Source organism: Jannaschia sp. L-14R (assembly GCF_056857695.1).
The window spans coordinates 687,097-705,131 of the sequence record NZ_JBSXNP010000011.1 but is presented as its reverse complement, the minus strand read 5'-3'; the positions used below and the strand labels follow the sequence as shown (position 1 = coordinate 705,131).

The 18,035-nt window shown below is 62.2% G+C and carries 18 protein-coding genes; 8 read left to right on the top strand and 10 right to left on the bottom strand.

Features of this window, described 5'->3' with window-relative positions:
* The first annotated feature begins 150 nt into the window (after nt 1-150).
* From AC13C2_RS16230 to AC13C2_RS16220, 3 genes are read left to right on the top strand one after another with little or no spacing between them, the layout of a single operon-like run.
* On the top strand, nt 151-1,329 hold the full coding sequence (locus tag AC13C2_RS16230) for an acetyl-CoA acetyltransferase (RefSeq protein WP_092759378.1): 1,179 nt from the start codon (nt 151-153) through the stop codon (nt 1,327-1,329).
* Nucleotides 1,326-2,936 carry an acyl-CoA synthetase gene (locus AC13C2_RS16225; RefSeq protein ID WP_482887442.1) on the top strand — a complete coding sequence of 537 codons (1,611 nt, stop codon included), beginning with the start codon at nt 1,326-1,328 and terminating at the stop codon, nt 2,934-2,936. Before AC13C2_RS16230 ends, AC13C2_RS16225 begins: the two co-directional genes overlap by 4 nt.
* Nucleotides 2,933-3,769, top strand: a complete 837-nt coding sequence (locus tag AC13C2_RS16220) for a hypothetical protein (protein WP_092759382.1) — start codon at nt 2,933-2,935, stop codon at nt 3,767-3,769. The genes AC13C2_RS16225 and AC13C2_RS16220 overlap by 4 nt, the downstream gene beginning before the upstream one ends.
* Nucleotides 3,770-3,829: 60 nt before the next feature.
* Here AC13C2_RS16220 and katG read toward each other — a convergent pair whose 3' ends face one another.
* Entirely contained in the window at nt 3,830-6,040 is a 2,211-nt protein-coding gene (gene katG, locus AC13C2_RS16215; protein ID WP_482887441.1) for a catalase/peroxidase HPI, read from the bottom strand.
* Between the two features lie 123 nt (nt 6,041-6,163).
* On the opposite strand from katG, the gene AC13C2_RS16210 reads away from it, so the two are divergent.
* Together AC13C2_RS16210 and AC13C2_RS16205 are read left to right on the top strand one after the other, a co-directional pair.
* On the top strand, nt 6,164-7,054 hold the full coding sequence (locus AC13C2_RS16210; protein ID WP_474521224.1) for a hydrogen peroxide-inducible genes activator: 891 nt from the start codon (nt 6,164-6,166) through the stop codon (nt 7,052-7,054).
* Between the two features lie 84 nt (nt 7,055-7,138).
* The gene (locus AC13C2_RS16205) at nt 7,139-9,100 is read left to right on the top strand and encodes a DEAD/DEAH box helicase (protein WP_482887440.1); all 1,962 of its coding nucleotides are present in this window, start codon (nt 7,139-7,141) and stop codon (nt 9,098-9,100) included.
* Nucleotides 9,101-9,129: 29 nt separating this feature from the next.
* On the opposite strand, the gene AC13C2_RS16200 is transcribed toward AC13C2_RS16205, so the two are convergent.
* The 3 genes from AC13C2_RS16200 to AC13C2_RS16190 all read right to left on the bottom strand — a co-directional run bounded on the left by AC13C2_RS16200 (nt 9,130) and on the right by AC13C2_RS16190 (nt 10,524).
* A complete protein-coding gene (locus tag AC13C2_RS16200; protein WP_482887439.1) occupies nt 9,130-9,831 on the bottom strand; it encodes a winged helix-turn-helix domain-containing protein in 702 nt (233 codons plus the stop codon).
* Complete coding sequence (locus AC13C2_RS16195; protein WP_339645539.1) at nt 9,803-10,084, bottom strand: hypothetical protein; 282 nt, start codon at nt 10,082-10,084, stop codon at nt 9,803-9,805. The genes AC13C2_RS16200 and AC13C2_RS16195 overlap by 29 nt, the downstream gene beginning before the upstream one ends.
* Nucleotides 10,085-10,257: 173 nt before the next feature.
* The gene (locus AC13C2_RS16190) at nt 10,258-10,524 is read right to left on the bottom strand and encodes a hypothetical protein (protein WP_482887438.1); all 267 of its coding nucleotides are present in this window, start codon (nt 10,522-10,524) and stop codon (nt 10,258-10,260) included.
* A gap of 298 nt (nt 10,525-10,822) precedes the next feature.
* Here AC13C2_RS16190 and AC13C2_RS16185 point away from each other — a divergent pair, with 298 nt between their 5' ends.
* Together AC13C2_RS16185 and AC13C2_RS16180 are read left to right on the top strand one after the other, a co-directional pair.
* Nucleotides 10,823-11,440 (top strand): ribonuclease HII, encoded by a 618-nt coding sequence (locus AC13C2_RS16185; protein ID WP_482887437.1) that lies wholly within the window; start codon nt 10,823-10,825, stop codon nt 11,438-11,440.
* A 115-nt stretch (nt 11,441-11,555) separates the two neighbouring features.
* Nucleotides 11,556-12,662, top strand: a complete 1,107-nt coding sequence (locus AC13C2_RS16180) for a site-specific DNA-methyltransferase (protein WP_092759400.1) — start codon at nt 11,556-11,558, stop codon at nt 12,660-12,662.
* Nucleotides 12,663-12,867: 205 nt separating this feature from the next.
* On the opposite strand, the gene AC13C2_RS16175 is transcribed toward AC13C2_RS16180, so the two are convergent.
* Nucleotides 12,868-13,053, bottom strand: coding sequence for a hypothetical protein (locus AC13C2_RS16175; RefSeq protein ID WP_092759402.1), 186 nt, complete (start codon nt 13,051-13,053; stop codon nt 12,868-12,870).
* A 478-nt stretch (nt 13,054-13,531) separates the two neighbouring features.
* Between AC13C2_RS16175 and dalA the strand changes: the two genes are divergently transcribed.
* Nucleotides 13,532-14,047, top strand: coding sequence for a divisome-associated lipoprotein DalA (dalA, locus tag AC13C2_RS16170; RefSeq protein WP_092759404.1), 516 nt, complete (start codon nt 13,532-13,534; stop codon nt 14,045-14,047).
* A gap of 72 nt (nt 14,048-14,119) precedes the next feature.
* On the opposite strand, the gene AC13C2_RS16165 is transcribed toward dalA, so the two are convergent.
* The 5 genes from AC13C2_RS16165 to mtgA all read right to left on the bottom strand — a co-directional run bounded on the left by AC13C2_RS16165 (nt 14,120) and on the right by mtgA (nt 18,019).
* Nucleotides 14,120-14,626, bottom strand: a complete 507-nt coding sequence (locus tag AC13C2_RS16165) for a L,D-transpeptidase family protein (protein WP_339646768.1) — start codon at nt 14,624-14,626, stop codon at nt 14,120-14,122.
* Nucleotides 14,627-14,702: 76 nt separating this feature from the next.
* The gene (locus AC13C2_RS16160; protein ID WP_482887436.1) at nt 14,703-15,581 is read right to left on the bottom strand and encodes an SDR family oxidoreductase; all 879 of its coding nucleotides are present in this window, start codon (nt 15,579-15,581) and stop codon (nt 14,703-14,705) included.
* A complete protein-coding gene (gene queG, locus AC13C2_RS16155) occupies nt 15,578-16,594 on the bottom strand; it encodes a tRNA epoxyqueuosine(34) reductase QueG (protein ID WP_482887435.1) in 1,017 nt (338 codons plus the stop codon). Before queG ends, AC13C2_RS16160 begins: the two co-directional genes overlap by 4 nt.
* Nucleotides 16,594-17,259 carry an FtsZ-binding protein FzlA gene (gene fzlA / locus AC13C2_RS16150; RefSeq protein ID WP_092761095.1) on the bottom strand — a complete coding sequence of 222 codons (666 nt, stop codon included), beginning with the start codon at nt 17,257-17,259 and terminating at the stop codon, nt 16,594-16,596. The genes queG and fzlA overlap by 1 nt, the downstream gene beginning before the upstream one ends.
* 31 nt (nt 17,260-17,290) lie before the next feature.
* Entirely contained in the window at nt 17,291-18,019 is a 729-nt protein-coding gene (gene mtgA, locus AC13C2_RS16145; RefSeq protein ID WP_482887434.1) for a monofunctional biosynthetic peptidoglycan transglycosylase, read from the bottom strand.
* Nucleotides 18,020-18,035 lie beyond the last annotated feature (16 nt).

The window sequence follows — 18,035 nt, the reverse complement described above, 5'->3', positions numbered from 1 at the left end:
GCCGGATACGACACGAATTCCGGCGTCGTCACCGGCAACAACAAGTCAGCCATGCTGATCGGTACCGTCCCGCACTCCGCGTTACAGCTCGCAGGGGACGTTGCCGCACCCGAAGACCCGGCATAGGGTCTGACCAACGGAGGAGCTACCATGACCAATCCCGCCACCCCCCAGATCGTCGGCTGGGCGCACAGCAAGTTCGGCAAGGCCCCCGAAGGCGATGTCGAGCAATTGATCGCAAGCACCGTTCCCGAAGCGCTGGACCACGCGGGTATCACCGCAAGCGACGTTGATGGCATCTTCGTCGGCGTCTACAACAACGGCTTTTCCCGGCAGGCGTTCGAGGGCGCGCTGGTCGGCATGGCTGTGCCCGAACTGGCATACGTGCCGTCGGTGCACCTGGAAAACGCCTGCGCCACCGGGTCCGCCGCGCTCTATGCCGCACTGGATTTCATTGCTGCGGGGCGGGGCCGCATCGCGCTGGTCGTGGGTGCCGAAAAGATGAGCGCGACACCGGGCGTCGAGGTCGGCGACATCCTCCTGACCGCCGCCTATCGCGCCGAAGAAGGCGAGATCGATGGCGGGTTTGCCGGCGTCTTCGGCCAGATCGCGAACCGTTATTTCCAAGCGCATGGCGACCAGTCGCGCGAACTGGCGATGATCGCGGCCAAGAACCACACGAACGGCGCGCGGAATCCATTCGCCCACATGCAGAAAGATCTGGGCGTCGACTTCTGCAATACCGTCAGCGACCGCAATCCGATCGTCGCGGGGCCGCTACGGCGCACTGACTGCTCGCTCGTTTCCGACGGGGCCGCCGTCCTTGTCGTGGCGCACCCGGACGTGGCCGCCGACATGCGCCGTGCCATCGGCTTCCGCGCCCGCAATCAGGTCAACGATGTTCTGGCCCTGTCACGGCGGGACCCGACCGAATTTGCGGGCGCGCGCGGAGCCTGGGCCAAGTCGCTGGATGAGGCGGGGCTGACGCTGGACGACCTGAGCCTCGTGGAAACCCACGACTGCTTCACCATCGCCGAATTGCTGGAATACGAGGCCATGGGCCTTGCACCCCGCGGCCAGGGCGGGCGGGTGATCCGCGACGGCATCACCACGCGCGACGGCAAGCTGCCCGTGAACCTGTCGGGTGGGTTGAAATCGCGAGGTCATCCGCTGGGCGCGACCGGCGTTTCACAGCACGTGATGGCCGCAATGCAACTGGCCGGTGACGCGGGCGACATGCAATTGGACGGTGCTGCGCTGGCGGGTGTGTTCAACATGGGCGGCGCTGCCGTGGCCAATTACGTCTCGATCCTGGAACGCGTGAAATGACGGAAACCGGGAATCGCGATCCTCGCCTGCCCTGGACGACCCGCACCACGAACCTCGCGCATTTCCTGACGCGCAATGCCCGTCGTCTGGGTGACCGTCCCGCGATCATCGATGCCCGTGGCACACTGACCTGGTCCGAATTGGACACCCGCGTCAGCGCGTTGGCCGCCGCGATGCGCGACCGGTTCGGAATCAAGGCCGGCGACCGCGTTCTGGTTCAGTCCCCCAACAACCGCGAAATCACCGAGACGATGCTGGCCTGCTGGCGGATGGGCGCGGTCTGGGTGCCCTCGAACTACCGCCAGCGCCCGGACGAGGTCGCCTATCTGGCCAAAAAATCCGATGTCGCGCTGATGTTCTGCGAACAGAATTTCCCCGACCACGCGACTGCATGCGTCGAGGCCGCGCACAAGCTGACCGAGGTCGTCTGTATCGGGCAGGGTTTCGGCACACCCTATGATGACTTGATCGCCGCACATGATGGCATGCCTGTCAGTAATGCCGGTGTGGACCGCGATGCCCCCTGTTGGCTGTTCTTCACCTCCGGTTCGACCGGGCGACCCAAGGCCGTCGTTCTGACCCACGGCCAGCTGACCTTCACAACGCTCAACCACCTGAACGACCTGATGCCCGGCACTGGTCCCGGTGACGTCAGCCTTGTGGTTGCACCACTGTCGCATGGCGCGGGGATGCACCAACTCGTTAACATTGCGGCGGGTGCCGTGTCCGTCCTGCTGCCGCCCGGTCGCTTCGACCCTGCCGTCGCGTGGCGTCTGGTTCAGGACCACGGTGTCACGAACATGTTCACCGTGCCGACCATTGTGAAGATGCTGACCGAACACCCCTCCGTCGATCAGTTCGACCATTCCAGCCTGCGCTATGTTATCTATGCGGGTGCGCCGATGTACCGCGAGGATCAGAAACATGCGCTGGCTAAACTGGGTCGCGTTCTGGTCCAATATTTCGGACTGGGCGAGGTTACCGGCGCGATCACTGTTCTGCCACCGCACGATCACCACATCAATGACGGCCCCGAAGCCCGCGTCGGCACCTGCGGGTTTGAGAGGACCGGCCTGCACGTTACCATCCAGAATGACAGCGGCGCACATTTGCCGCCCGGTCAGACGGGCGAAATCTGCGTTGCCGGGCCAGCGGTCTGCGCCGGATATTACAAGGACGATGCAGCCAACACGAAGGCCTTCCGCGACGGCTGGTTCCTGACTGGCGATCTGGGTCACATGGATGCCGAAGGCTATCTATTCATCACCGGGCGGTCGTCGGACATGTACATCTCGGGCGGATCGAACGTGTATCCGCGCGAAATCGAAGAGCTGATGCTGACCCATCCCGCCCTGTCCGAAGTCGCGATCCTTGGCGTGCCACACAAGCAATGGGGCGAAGTCGGTCTGGCAGTCTGCGTCTGCGAGACGGGCAAGTCGGTGACCGGCGACGAAATCACGGCGCTGCTGAAGGACAGGCTGGCGAAATACAAGCTGCCGCAGGACTATGTCTTTCTGGATGAGATGCCGAAGACCGGCTATGGCAAGATCACCAAGAAACTCGTGCGCGAAGCATTGGAAGCGCGCGGAGTCTTGCCCGCAAAATGACCCCATCCATCAGCCGCGATCTGATCCGTCACCCCGGTCCCAAACGCTCCGACCGCATTCTGTCCGCCCGCGGCACCGTGACGACGCGGACCGTGACATTACCGCGGGGTTCCGTGTTGATGCAGGCCGTGGCGCAGGCGATGGACGACGCCGGATGCGACAGTGGCGTGATGGTGCTGGATGGCCTGCGGATCGGACCCTATCGCTATGTCATGCCCGGCCCGTCGCACGACGCCGATCATGCCGCATGGTACAGTGCGCCGCGTGATGGCGGGTCCGGAAAAATCGTTTTCGGGACTGCCATTGTCGGACGGCGCGACGGTGCCTGGTGGCTGCATTGCCATGCGCGCTGGACGGATGGTGACGCGACCAGAATGGGTCATTTGCTGCCCGACGATGTGAAGCTGTCTGAAGACGCGCAGATCACTTTGCACGCTTTCAAGGGCGGCGCGTTCGAGGTGCTGCACGACGCCGAAACCAACTTCTCGATCTTCCATGCGATGGGCGGGATGGCGGACGGCAACGCAGTGATTGCCAAAATCAATCCTCACGAGGATATCTCGAGCGCGCTGGAAACACTGATCCACGGCGCCGGGTTCGCCCGCGCGAAAATCCACGGCATCGGCAGCTTGATCGGTGCAGTGTTCGACGGCGCACCGCCGATGACGTCGCCCATATCCGAAGTGTTGATCCCGCCGGGCGCGATCTGGAATGGCGCGCTGCATCTGCCGATGGAATGTGTCGACCCGGACAACGGGCAATACGCGGGCCTTCTGACGAAAGGCCGCGCGCCGGTCTGTGTGACGTTCGAAGTAATGATCGTTGCCACCTGATATGAAAACGCCGGACGAACCGCTTGGGTCCGTCCGGCGCGAAAGGCTTTGATCCGCAGATCAGTGCAGGTCGAAGCGATCCAATTCCATCACCCTGGTCCAGGCGGCGACGAAATCGTGGACGAATTTGTCGCCCGCGTCGGACTGGGCATAGACCTCGGACAGTGCCCGCAGTTGCGAATTCGACCCGAACACCAGATCGCAGCGCGTCCCTGTCCAGCGAGCTTCGCCCGTCTTGCGATCCCGACCTTCGAAAACCTGCGCATCGTCGGACGCGGGTTTCCACTCGGTCGCCATATCCATCAGGTTGACGAAGAAGTCGTTAGTCAACTGACCCGGACGATCCGTCAGCACACCGTGCGATGTACCACCGTAGTTCGCGCCAAGCGCTCGCAAGCCACCGACCAGAACCGTCATTTCCGGTGCCGACAAGGTCAGAAGTTGTGCCCGGTCGATCAGCATTTCCTCGGGTGAGACCTTGAATGTCTGTTCCTGATAGTTGCGGAAACCGTCGGCTTTCGGCTCCAGAGGTTCGAAGCTCTCGGCATCGGTCTGCTCGGCGCTGGCGTCGGTGCGGCCCGGCGTGAAGGGCACATCAACGTCGTGACCTGCATCGCGCGCGGCCTTCTCGACCGCCGCAGTTCCGCCCAGCACGATCATATCGGCCAGTGACACCGGCTTGCCGAAATCGCTGCGGATGCTGTTCAGCACGTCCAGTACCTTGGCCAGCGTGTCAGGCTGGTTGACCTCCCAATCCTTCTGCGGCGCAAGACGGATGCGCGCGCCATTGGCCCCGCCCCGTTTGTCCGAGCCACGGAACGTCGAGGCCGAGGCCCATGCCACGCCGACCAGTTCGGATGTGGTCAGACCCGACGCGAGGATTCGGGCCTTGAGGTCCGTGACATCATCCGCACCGATCGGCGCATGATCGGCGGCGGGAATCGGATCTTGCCAGATTAGATCCTCCTGCGGGACTTCCGGCCCCAGATACCGAACCTTTGGCCCCATATCGCGGTGCGTCAGCTTGAACCAGGCACGGGCATACGCATCGGCAAATACGTCGGGGTTCTGATGGTAATGAGTTGAAATCCTAAGATACTCCGGGTCCATCTTCAACGCCATATCGGCTGTGGTCATCATTGGCGGGTGCTTGACCCCATCCAGATGCGCGTCCGGCACGGCATCGGCCATGGCCCCGCCCGCAGGTTTCCACTGATGCGCCCCGGCAGGCGATTTCGTCAGCTCCCACTCGTTGCCCAGAAGGGTGTCGAAATACGACATGTCCCAGGTAATCGGCGTAGCCGTCCACGCACCTTCGATGCCCGATGTCGTGGTATGCGCACCGTGTCCGGTCTCGAAGGCGTTTTTCCAGCCGAAACCCATGTCCTCCATGCTACCTGCTTCCGGTTCTGCGCCGACAAGGCCCGCGTCGCCTGCGCCATGCGCCTTGCCGAAGGTGTGGCCACCTGCGACCAGTGCGACGGTTTCCTCGTCATTCATCGCCATGCGGGCAAAGGTGTCGCGGATGTCATAGGCCGACTTCAGGGGGTCCGGGTTGCCGTTTGGGCCTTCCGGGTTGACGTAGATCAGACCCATCTGCACGGCGGCCAGCGGGTTCTCCAGGAACCGCCCCAACCCGTCCTCGCCCTTATCATAGCGAACATCCTTGTCGCCCAGCCACTCGTCTTCGGTGCCCCAGTAGATGTCTTCCTCGGGCTCATAGATATCGACTCGACCGCCGCCGAACCCGAACGTCTTGAAACCCATCGATTCCATTGCGACATTTCCGGTCAGGATGAACAGATCGGCCCAGCTGATCCTGTTGCCGTACTTCTGCTTGATCGGCCACAGCAGACGCCGCGCCTTATCCAGGTTGCCGTTGTCGGGCCACGAATTCAGCGGCGCGAACCGCTGACTGCCCGAAGTCGATCCACCCCGCCCGTCTGCCGTGCGATAGGTGCCCGCACTGTGCCACGCCATGCGAACGAAGAACGGACCATAATGGCCATAATCGGCTGGCCACCAGTCCTGACTGTCGGTCATCAGCGCGGTCAGGTCGGCCTTGACGGCGGCCAGATCCAGTTTGGCGAACTCAGCGGCATAATCGAAGTCCGGCCCCAGCGGGTCGGACGCGGGCGTGTTTTGATGCAGAATGCTCAGCTTCAGCTGGTTCGGCCACCAGTCGCGATTGCTGCGGGACTTGTTGGTGGCGTGCATCGAGACGCCGTGAATGACCGGGCACTTGCCGCCTGCGCTGTCGGAACCGTCCATGATACTCTCCTGCTGTATGTTTAAGGTCTGGGCGAGCGTTATCCGCCCCATCTGCCCCGCATCTAACAGCAACTTTCGATTGATATAAGTTGCATTTTCCTATGCCATCAATAACTTTAACTTATGGCGAACATTACCCTCAAACAGTTGCGCTATTTCGAGGCATTGGCCCGTCACACGCACTTCGGACATGCGGCAGAGGCCTCGGCCATCTCCCAGCCGGCCTTGTCCAGCCAGATCAAGGATCTGGAGGCGACGCTGGGAACGCAGTTGTTCGAGCGCAACCCCCGGCAGGTCCGGTTGACGTCCTTCGGCATCCGGTTCCGCGACCGGGTCCGCGATATCTTGCGCAGCGTGGATGAATTGGGCGATCTGGCCCGCGTATCGAAAGGTGCGTTATCGGGACGGCTGCGGATCGGGGTGATTCCCACCATTGCTCCTTACCTGCTGCCGACCCTCGTGCGCAGCCTGACCGCGACCTATCCCGACCTCGATCTCGATATCCGCGAAACGATCACCCCGCGTCTGATCGACGATATAGCGGACGGCCATCTGGATGCGGCCATTGTCGCTCTGCCGGTGTCTGAGCCTTCGCTGACCGAGGTCACGCTGTTCACCGAAGATTTCGTTCTCGTCCGCCCCGAGGCTGACGGAGACCGCCCGATGCCCGCCCCGGATCAATTACAGCATATGCGCCTGTTGCTGCTGGAAGAAGGCCATTGCTTCCGGGATCAGGCACTGTCGTTCTGCAAAATACCCACCGCGCGCACACGGCACGGGCTGGACGGATCGTCGCTGTCCACTTTGGTGCAGATGGTCGGCGCCGGGCTGGGCGTCACGCTGATCCCGGATATGGCGGTGCCGGTCGAAACCCGCTCGGCCCCGGTCGCCATTGGACGGTTTGCCGAGGCGCAGCCCAATCGAACCGTGGGCATGATTTGGCGCAAGACCACGCCGCTGGCCGATCATCTGCACGAGATGTCTCAGGTCGTTCGACGTGCCGTCACCCCCTGAACGCTGCCCTATACTTCTGGGCGTAATGGGCGTAGGGACCGGCGCTTGCCGCCCTGACCGCAGGGCAATCGAAAGGCCATCCCCATGAAAAAAGCCCTCGCCGATGCGCTCGAGGCGCGTGGTTACGACACGCTCACCCCTGTTCAGCAGGCCGTGCTGGAACCCGAACTCGACGGCGTCGACATGCTGGTATCCGCGCAAACCGGCTCGGGTAAAACACTGGGCTTCGGTCTGGCCATCGCGCCCACGTTGCTGGGCACCGCCGAACACTTCCCAGACGCCGGCGCGCCGCTGGCCCTGATCATCGCGCCGACCCGCGAACTGGCGATGCAGGTGAAACGCGAGCTTGACTGGCTCTATGACAAGGCAGGGGCTGTCATGGCCTCGACCGTCGGTGGCATGGATATGCGCGACGAACGGCGTACGCTGGCCCGCGGCGCGCATGTCGTCGTCGCCACGCCGGGCCGTCTGCGCGATCACATCACGCGGGGGTCCATCGATCTGACGGAAATCCGGGCTGTCGTTCTGGACGAAGCGGACGAGATGCTGGATCTGGGCTTCCGCGAGGATCTGGAATTCATTCTGGGCGAATGCCCCGAAGCACGGCAGACCCTGCTGTTTTCTGCCACTGTGCCTGCCGCCATCGCGAAGCTCGCACAAAGCTATCAGCAAGAAGCCGTGCGGGTCGCCACGGTCAGCGCGCGTGAACAACACGCCGACATCGAATACCACGCGCTGGACGTGTCGCCGCGCGATGCCGAAAACGCAATTATCAACGTGCTGCGATTTCACGAGGCCCCGAACGCCATCGTCTTCTGCAACACTCGCGCCATGGTGAACCGCCTGACGACGCGCCTGTCGAACCGGGGCTTTTCCGTCGTAGCGCTGTCTGGCGAATTGTCGCAGGCAGAGCGCACACACGCCCTGCAAGCCATGCGCGACGGACGTGCGCGGGTCTGCGTGGCGACAGATGTAGCCGCGCGGGGCATCGACCTGCCGAACCTCGATCTGGTGATCCACGCTGAACTGCCGACCGGGTCGGACACGTTGTTGCACCGGTCTGGCCGGACGGGCCGCGCTGGACGCAAGGGCGTCAGTGCCCTGATCGTGCCGCCGTCGGCCAAGAAAAAGGCGCAGCGCCTGCTGGGCTGGGCCAAATTGTCGGCGACATGGGGCGTTGCGCCCTCCGCCGATGCCGTTCGTGACAAGGACCGCGAGCGCATGCTGGCCGACCCGGCCTGGCACGAGGAGATCAGCGAGGACGAGGAGCAGGCCGTCAACGACCTGGCCACGCGGTTCACCCCGCAGCAGCTTGCCGCCGGGTATCTGCGCCTGAAGGCCGAACGTCAGACCGCGCCCGAAGACCTGTCCACAGTGTCATCAAAGCATACGCCTGACCCGCGTCCGGAATTCGGCCCCTCGGTGTGGTTCGCCATTCAGGGCGGGCGCAGCGCGCATCAGGACCCGCGTCGCCTTTTGCCGATGCTGTGCAAGGTCGGTGGTCTGACCCGCGACGATATCGGCGCGATCCGGATTCGGGACGAGGAGAGCTATTTCCAGATTGCCGATGTCAAAGCCTCGGCCTTCGAGAAGGCGCTCGGCCCCGACATGATCGGCGAAGATGGCCTGACGATCCGCCGCTCCGAAGCGCCTCCTGCACAGGGAAAGCCGTCTTACGATCGCGGCCCCAGGCCGGGCAGCAAGCCGTATCAGGGCAAACCCCAAGGCACGACCAAGCCGGTCGAATGGAACGACGACCCGGCCCCCCGCACGCGCAAGCCAAAGCCGGAGCATCCGAACGCCAAGCCCCGCAAACCTCATGCGGAACGGCCCGAGGGCGTTGTCGAAGATTTCAAGCGGCCATCGAAGCCAGGCAATAAACCCGGCGCGAAACCGTGGCAGGGCAAGCCAGGCGGCAAACCCGGCGGCAAGCCGTTCAAGGGCAAACCGGGTGGCAAGCCAGGCACCGGCGGCACCCCGGTCGGCAAGCCCAACAGCAAGAAGAACAAGGCGCGGGCGGCGGCGAAAAAAGCTGGCGAAAGCTGAGCGTATTTCTGTGTGGACGGCGCAGTCCGTCACAACATCCGGATGACCTTGGGGTCCAGCGCCAGCACATACCCCTGCCGCGTGATATTGCGGATCAGAAGGTGCGTCACGATCTGGTTGCCCAGCGTGTCGCGCAACCGCTTGATCCGGGTCGCGCCCGCCGCTTCCTCGCAATCGCTCTCGGATTTACCGGTGATGACCGCCTCGATCTGGGCACCGGTCAGCATGTCCCCGTCCAACCGCGCCTCGGCCAGAACGGCCAGCGTTTCCATCGCCGCATCGGTCAGCTTCAACTCGATATCGTTCAGCATAACGGCGTTCTCGGCGCGGGCCAGAACTAGCGACGTGACCTGAATTCCTGACCGCTCGATCTCGCCCATGCGACGATTCAGCGTGACGATCGCAAGCAATAACACGACGCAGGCGATAAGAAGGGCCGTTGCGAACACCAGCAGAACGAAGATGATCACCCGGTAGCTGGTCAGAACCTCGGAAAACGCTGTGCCCGACTGGGCCAGCACCTCCAGAAGGCCGATCTCGGCGCGGGTGGTCAGGTCCGATTCGATGAAAAGCTGCTCGACCCGCAGGTTGAACGCGTTCGCGTTCGGCAATGTCGCAAACAGAAAGATTGCCGCCGCCAGCAGGATCGCGACGATGGCGGCGATTCCCAACCCGATGACCTTGTTCGACGCCGCGCGCGTTTCAGTAACGGAGGAAGAATTCGCCGGCACTTGCTTTCCTTTTCTCAAGGCCATCTTCGTCGTCGAAGACAGAGATCACCTGCAACAGCTGCCAACCATCGTCCAGCCTGTCGCGCAATGTGGCGGCAGCGGATGAGGTATCGCAGGCATCATCGGGCAATTCGACGACACCGTAATGCAGCCGCAGGGGATCGTCCTGCTTGGCCTTGTAGTCGGCATAACACGCTGCAGAGGCGGGACCTGCAAGCACGAAAGCCATCAAGATCAAAAGTGCGCGTTTCATGGAGTCCTTGATGGGGCATAGACGCTTGGCAAGCAATGACGGTCGTTCCGTTATCCCATGACACCGCACCGTCATTGAGCGTCAGAGCATCAAGGATAACGGTCTGTCCATCAACCAACTGGAGGTCTGTCATGTTTCGCACAACACTAGCCGCCATTCTGTCCATGGCCCTGTCATTGTCTATGATCGCTGTCCCCGCCGCTGCCGATCAGCGCAGCTATGCGCATAGTCACGATAACCAGAACAGAAACGTCGCCATCGGTGTCGTAGGTGGCCTTGCCGCTCTGTTGCTGCTCAAGCGCGCCGCCGATCGCCGCGAGGAGAAGGAAGCCGCCCGTCGCGCCGCCACCGTCCGCCGCGATAACCGTAACGAACGAAATGACCGAGTCTTGCTGGGTCGTGACCATGACCGTGACCGTGACCGTGACCGTGACCACCATGATGATAACGATCGCGGGCGCAATCAGCGGAACGCCAAGATTTTACCGGAAAGCTGCTATAGAACGTTTCGCACTGATCGCGGCACAGTTTCAGGCTATGGCGCGCGCTGCATGCAGAATGCGGTCGCCCGGCCTGCTATCTTGCCACCGCAATGCATCCGTCAGGTTCGCACCGACCGGGGTGCGCGCAACCTGTACACTGCGCGATGCATGAGCCGCGACGGCTGGACCTCCCGCACCGCACGGCGTTGACGCAATCGCGTTGACCCACCGCCGGAGCGGGGGCAGGGTCGGCTTCATGTCGATCCTGCCCCTGGACTACCTTCATGAACGCGCGGCCTTTGACCGGGGCGCGCGTTTCGTTGTCGGCCTGGACGAAGTCGGGCGCGGTCCCTGGGCCGGACCCGTTGTCGCCTGCGCTGCCCGCCTGATCGGACCTGCGCCAGCCGGATTGAACGACAGCAAGAAGCTGACCGCGAAGCGGCGGGAGGCTTTGGTGCCGTTTTTGCTGGCCTGCTGCGATGTCGGCTTCGGCGAGGCGACGGTGGCCGAAATCGACGCCCTTAACATCCGGCAAGCCACGCATCTGGCCATGCACCGGGCGGTGGAGGCCCTGCCAACACTACCCGATCACCTGTTGATCGACGGCAATGATTGCCCCGCCTGGGTCGCCTGCCCCTTCGACCTGATCATCGGCGGCGACGGACTTTCGCCATCAATCGCGGCCGCATCGGTGCTTGCCAAAACACGGCGGGATCAAGGCATGGTGGCGCTGGCGCAACAGCATCCCGGTTATGGATGGGACAGCAACGCAGGATACGGCACCAAAGCCCATCAGGACGGACTGGCCAAACATGGCGTCACACAACATCATCGGCGCTCCTTTGCTCCCATACGCAAGATGTTGTGTTCCTGACCCTGCCTTAATCTTGCCTTTCTTGCCCGCTGGACGGTGAACCAACCGCCCGCCATTCTGGCCGGACAACAACAAGGCGCCCCGTCAATGAGGGTGCCGTTCGAGGCGACAGACAATGGCAAAACCCACACCGGAAGCCCCCGTGCTTCCGCTCGATACCATCATGTCCGGTGACTGCGTGGCAGCGATGAATTCGCTTCCCGAAAACTCGGTCGACCTGATTTTCGCAGACCCCCCCTACAATCTGCAACTGCGTGGCGATCTGCACCGTCCGGACAATTCCCGCGTCGATGCCGTCGACGATCACTGGGATCAGTTCGAAAGCCTGAAGGCCTATGATGCCTTCACGCGTGGCTGGCTCAAGGCGGCCCGACGGGTGTTGAAACCCGATGGCGCGATCTGGGTGATCGGGAGCTATCACAACATTTATCGCGTCGGCGCAACGCTGCAGGATCAGGGATTCTGGATCTTGAACGACGTCGTCTGGCGCAAGACCAACCCGATGCCGAACTTTCGCGGCAAACGCCTGACGAATGCGCATGAGACGATGATCTGGGCGTCAAAGTCCGAAGGGTCGAAATACACCTTCAACTATGAAGCGATGAAGGCCCTGAACGAAGGCGTGCAGATGCGCTCCGACTGGACCTTCCCGATCTGCACCGGGCACGAACGTCTGAAAAATGCGCGGGGCGAAAAGGCTCATCCGACGCAGAAGCCCGAATCGTTGCTGCATCGCCTGCTGATCGGCTCGACCAACCCCGGCGACGTGGTGCTTGACCCGTTCTTCGGAACCGGCACGACCGGCGCGGTGGCCACGATGTTGGGTCGCCATTTCATCGGCATCGAGCGCGAAGAAGAATACCGCCAGATCGCCGCCGAACGCATCGCGCGTGTCCGCAGTCTTCCGCCCGCAGCACTGGAGGTTTCGACGTCCAGGCGCACCGAACCGCGCGTGCCGTTCGGGCAACTTGTCGAACGTGGAATGTTGCGTCCGGGCGAAGAACTCCAATCCGGCAATGGCCGACATCGCGCCAAGATCAGAGCCGACGGCACGCTGGCCGGTGAAAATATCAAAGGGTCGATCCATCAGGTCGGCGCGGCATACGAAGGCGCGCCCAGCTGCAATGGATGGACCTACTGGCACTTCAAGCGCGAGGGGAAATCGGTCTCGATCGACATTCTGCGCCAACAGATTCGCGACGAGATGATCAAGCCCGACTGACGTTGCGACCGAGTTACCGCCTGCGTTCCCTGCCCAATGTCCGGGGAACGCAACTTGCCCCTGTTCCCGCTTGTCGGGTTCAGGGGTTTTTTTAATGCACCGGAAAACAGGCGAACTTCAGAGCATATAACGAAAAGCGCGCCCCCGAAGGGACGCGCTTTCCAGAGAACCTTCTGGTTCCGATGGCCCGTGAGGGCCGTCGAAATCAGTCCGACGCAGCGGCAGCGGCCAGCAGAATGATGGCCAGGATCGGAACGATGATGCCGGCGGACGAGGACGAGGTGTCCTCGACAATGACGACGGGCTCGACCGGAGTCACCGGAGCGATACCGCCGGCGAAGGCGGTGGTGGAAGCAACCGACAGAGCGGCAGCGAGAGCGAGTTTCTTCATAGTATCCTCCAAGATACGCCAATGATGAGGCGAATTTGCCAAATCTTAAGGCACCCAAGACTGTACCTCGTAAGACTCGTTAAGCAGCTATGCCAAACCTTTGCAACGCCCGGACAGCGCGCGTGCGATCGCTTTCGTTCGGGTCTTGTCAAATTGGCAACACCTGTGTTCCGGCCTCCGACGCAAAGCGTATCCAATTGATATCCCCCGTCATACGAATCGACAAAGCCAGGATGGTTAAGGGCATTTCTTCCTGCGCTGGTCTCTACGGACTCCCGACGGGTGTCACGTCGAACCCGCTGACCGAAGGCCAACCGGGCCATGTGATCGAGACTCCTGTCAGGATTGGACATATTCTTCCAAAGGCAAAATCCCGTCACAGGCGCGATGTTTCGCCTTCCAGAGACGCGATCATGGCATTTGCCTCACCGGACGCTCCGATATACTCCGACGTGACACGAAAGACCTGGGGACGCCGATGAACCGCCGCACTGCATTGATCCTGCTCGCTTCCACCGCGCTGGCCGCCTGTGCGCCGACGCCGACGCCGCCCGCGCTCGGCCCCAACGGCAAGCCGCTGCCCAAGCTTTACCGCATTTCCGATACCGACGGCCGCCGACTGCCGTTCCGCGCGCTGGATGCCGTGAATGCGCTGCGTCAGGCGTCCGGGGCACCACCGCTGACCCTGGATGCCAAGCTGACGGCCGCTGCCGAAACCCATTCGCGCGATATGTCGTTGCAGAACCGCCCGTGGCATTTCGGCTCCGACGGCTCGTCTCCCATCGATCGAGCGCGCCGGGTCGGCTTCGATGGTCGCCTTCTGGGAGAGGCGATCTCGGAAACCTATGAGACCGAATTGGAGACAGTGGCTGCCTGGTTGCAGGAACCCGGACCGCGCCGCGTTCTGCTGGATCCGAACGGACGTCGCATGGGATTTGGCTATTTCCAGGAATCCAACGGCAAAATCTGGTACACGCTGAACGTCGGCACCTGATCGGCACGAAATATTCGAATCGCGAACGGGGCCCTGCGGCCCCGTTTTTTTGTCAGAACTTCGGAATGTGATTCAGGCGTAGATATCCACCGGCGTGCCATCGCGCACCGACGCATAGATCACCTTGATCTCCCGATTGGTGACCGCAACGCATCCGGCCGTCCAGTCGCCGCTGTTGGCGCGCCGCTTGTCGCCCCACCCGTGAACGAAAATTTCGCCTCCCGGCTCCTTCCCCATTTCCGCAGCATAGGCGCGATCGGCCTCGTTCGGATAATCAATGCCGACCGACAGAAAATACGCTGAATTGGGGTTACGCTTGTCGACGGTGTAACGGCCTTCGGGCGTCTTGCCGTCGCCTTCGAACTGCTTGGGTCCGACGGGGGCAAAGCCAAGCTGGATCTTGTATTGTTCCAGCATCGTGTTGCCGTTGAACAGCGCCAGCTGGCGCGATGATTTCTGGATCACGACTCGCGTGACCTCAGGCCCGTCATAGGAAATGAACTTGCTGCCGCATCCCGCCAGAAGGGCGGTCGAACCGAGACCCAGTGCCAGCGCGCCCCGACGTGTATAATTATTCATATCTGCCTGCCTACCTGCACTCTGCGTTGCATCTATAAGGCATGTCTTACAGCAATTTGGCACAGCAAGGAACGCCTCATGTTTGCACGATCCCCGAATCGCGGTCGCGCTGCAACAGGTTCGCCAGACCGCTGCGGTAATCGGGGAAGCGCAGGGTCACGCCCAGGTCCGCCTTGATGCGATCGTTCCGCACCCGTTTCGATTCGGCATAGAAACTGCGCGCCATCGGACTCATCTCGGCTGCTTCAAAATCCACTTCCGGCGGCAGCGGCAGGCCCAGCAGTTCGGCAGCATGGCCGATTACATCCTGCGGTGGTGCCGGGTCGTCGTCGCACAGATTATAGATCGCGCCGGGGTCGGGCCGGGCGATACTGGCCATCAGCACCTGCGCGATGTCATCGACATGGATGCGGCTGAAAACCTGACCCGGTTTCACGATACGCCGGGCGCTGCCGTTGCGAACCTTTTCGAACGGCCCACGACCGGGCCCATAGATCCCGGCCAGGCGAAAAATATGCAGGGGCGCACCTGTTCTGGCAGCCAGGCCCTGCCATGCCGCCTCCACCTCTACCCTAAGACGCCCGCGTCGGGTCGTGGGGGTCAATGGCGTGTTCTCGTCTACCCAGCCGCCGTCATGATCACCATAAACACCCGTCGTTGAAAGATATCCGACCCAAGCCTTTGACCCCAGATGCGTCTCTAACATTGGCAGATACGCATTCAGGACCGGATCGCCCGTCACGTCCGGTCCGGCGGAAATCAGAACATGGCTCGCCCGTGCCAGCGCATTGTCAAGCTGCGCACCGAAGATCACCGGCTGCACGCCCTCGGCGCGTAAGGCCTCGGCCTTTTCATCAGACCGCGTCGTGCCGATGACCGTCCAGCCTTGTGCCAGCAGGAGCGGCGTCAGCGCACGGGCCGAGTAACCGTGCCCGAAGCTCAACAACGTCTTCATAACCGCTCCACGGCCCAACGCGCTGCGTTCGAGACGCCGGCATCCGGGTCTTCGCACAGACCCTGCACAACGGATTTCAGGCGATCCGACCGGGAATTTCCAATCGCGTAACAGACATTCCGCACCATTCGATCCCGTCCAATCCGCTTGATAGGGCTGCCACTGAACCGTGCTCGAAATGCAGTATCGTCCAACATTGCCAACTCACCAAGATCAGGGGCGCGATGCGGGCCATGGTAGCGCAGGTCCGATGCCTCGACCGCGAACTTGTTCCACGGGCAAACCGCCAGACAATCGTCACAGCCATAAATGCGGTTACCCAAGGCAGGGCGTAGACCCTCATCCACCGGACCGCGATGTTCAATTGTCAGATAGGAAATGCATCGGCGCGCATCTAATTGAAACGGCGCGGGAAAAGCATCGGTCGGACAGATGTCCAGACATTTGCGGCACGATCCGCAATGCTCGGCCTCGGGCGCATCCGGCTCCATGTTCAGCGTCGTGAAGATTGCCCCCAGAAAGACCCAGTTGCCGAAATCGCGCGACAGAAGGTTGGTATGTTTTCCCTGCCACCCCAGACCCGCTGCCTGCGCCAGCGGCTTTTCCATTACCGGCGCGGTGTCGACGAAGACCTTCACCTCGCAGTCGCCCTCCGCGACCATCCAGCGCGCGACGCGTTTCAGCGCCTTCTTGACCACGTCATGATAATCGCGCCCCTGCGCATAGACCGAAATCGCCCCATGTTCGGGTCTGTTCAGGTCATTCAGCGGATCGTGTCCGGGCGAATACGAATGCGCCAGCATCACGACCGACCGTGCTTCTGGCCAGAGTGCCGCCGGATTGCCGCGCCATGTCGAACGCTCGCCCATCCAGGTCATCTGACCATGATATTCCGCGCCCAGAAACGAAGCCAATTGTCCGGGCGCTTGCGGAATGGCGTCCGGCGCGCACACCCCGACAGACACGAATCCCGCCGCCCGCGCCTCGGCCTCCAGCCGGACGCGGAAGGACATCAGAAATCCAGATCGGCGTAGTGTTTCGCCGGTCGGAATCCCGGCACCACATCCGCCAGGATCGAACGGAACGCCGGGCGGGACTTGATCTTGGAATACCAGTCGCGCACGGCCTGATTGCGACCCCAGTCAACGTCCGAACTATAGTCCAGGCACGACAGATGCGCGGCAGCGGCGAAATCGGCGACGGTCAGGTCCGGCCCCGCAAGCCATCGCGACCGATCCAGCAGCCACCCCATATAGTCGAGGTGGAACTTGATCGCCTTTACCCCATCCTTGACGTTTGCCCCGTCGGGATAGCCCGCGCGCGTCAGCTTCTTGTTGACCCGCTCATAGACCAGCTTCGATGTCACCTCGTGATGAAACTTGTCGTCGAACCAGGCCACCAGCCGCCGCACCTCGGCGCGATGCGCCGGGTCCCTGGGCATCAGCATCGGGCTGGAGTTCGTCTCCTCCAGGTATTCGCAGATCGCCCCCGAATCCGACAGCGTCAGCCCGTCGATTCGCAGGACCGGCACTTTACCCGCGGCGTTGCGGCGCAGAAACTCGGACGACGCTTCCCAATAGCGTTCGTCGATCAATTCGACGTCGAGTTTCTTCTCGGCCAGGACAAGGCGGACCTTCCGGCAGAACGGTGACAGGGCAAAATGATAAAGCTGAATCATGGGACCGGGATGCCCTGTGTCGGCGGGATTTTCAATCCTCGAAGCACGCCGCGCGCCCATCTGAACGGATCGTCGCTGCTCCATCCTGCACGCGGCGAGCCTTGCGCTGCAACGCGGGGGTCATCGCGGCCGCATTCCTGTCCTTTGGGTTCGGCAGGATCGAAGCCAGGGCGGCGGCCTGCGGCGCACTCAGATCCCCGGCATCGACCCCGAAATACAGTTGCGCGGCCGCCTGCACGCCAAAGACGCCCTCGCCGAATTCGGCCATGTTCAGATAAACTTCGATGATCCGCCGCTTGGGCCAGAGTGTTTCCATTAAAGGCGTCATCCCCGCCTCCAGTGCCTTGCGCAGCCAGCTTCGGTCCTGCCACAGAAATACATTCTTCACGACCTGCTGGCTGATCGTCGAAGCTCCGCGCCCGGAGCCAGCCTCGATCGCATCGCGAATGGCAGCGACGTCGAAGCCCCAGTGAAGACAGAAATTCGCGTCCTCGGCAGCAACGACGGATCGGGCCATCACCGGCGCGATGGCATCGATATCGACCCACTGCCGCTCGACCTCGCCCAGCCGCAGCCCCTCAGCCAGAATATAGGGTGTCGTCGGCGGGTCGATCCAGCGATAGGCCAGCACCCAGATGACCACGGCGACCGCACTCCACAGCGCAACGCGCCACAGCAGGTGCAGGCCACGACGGACCAGTTCCCCGATCCGGGGTCGCAGGCCTGTCTTGGCCGACTTCTTCGTTTTCTTCCGCGCCATCGCCTTCACCAACCGG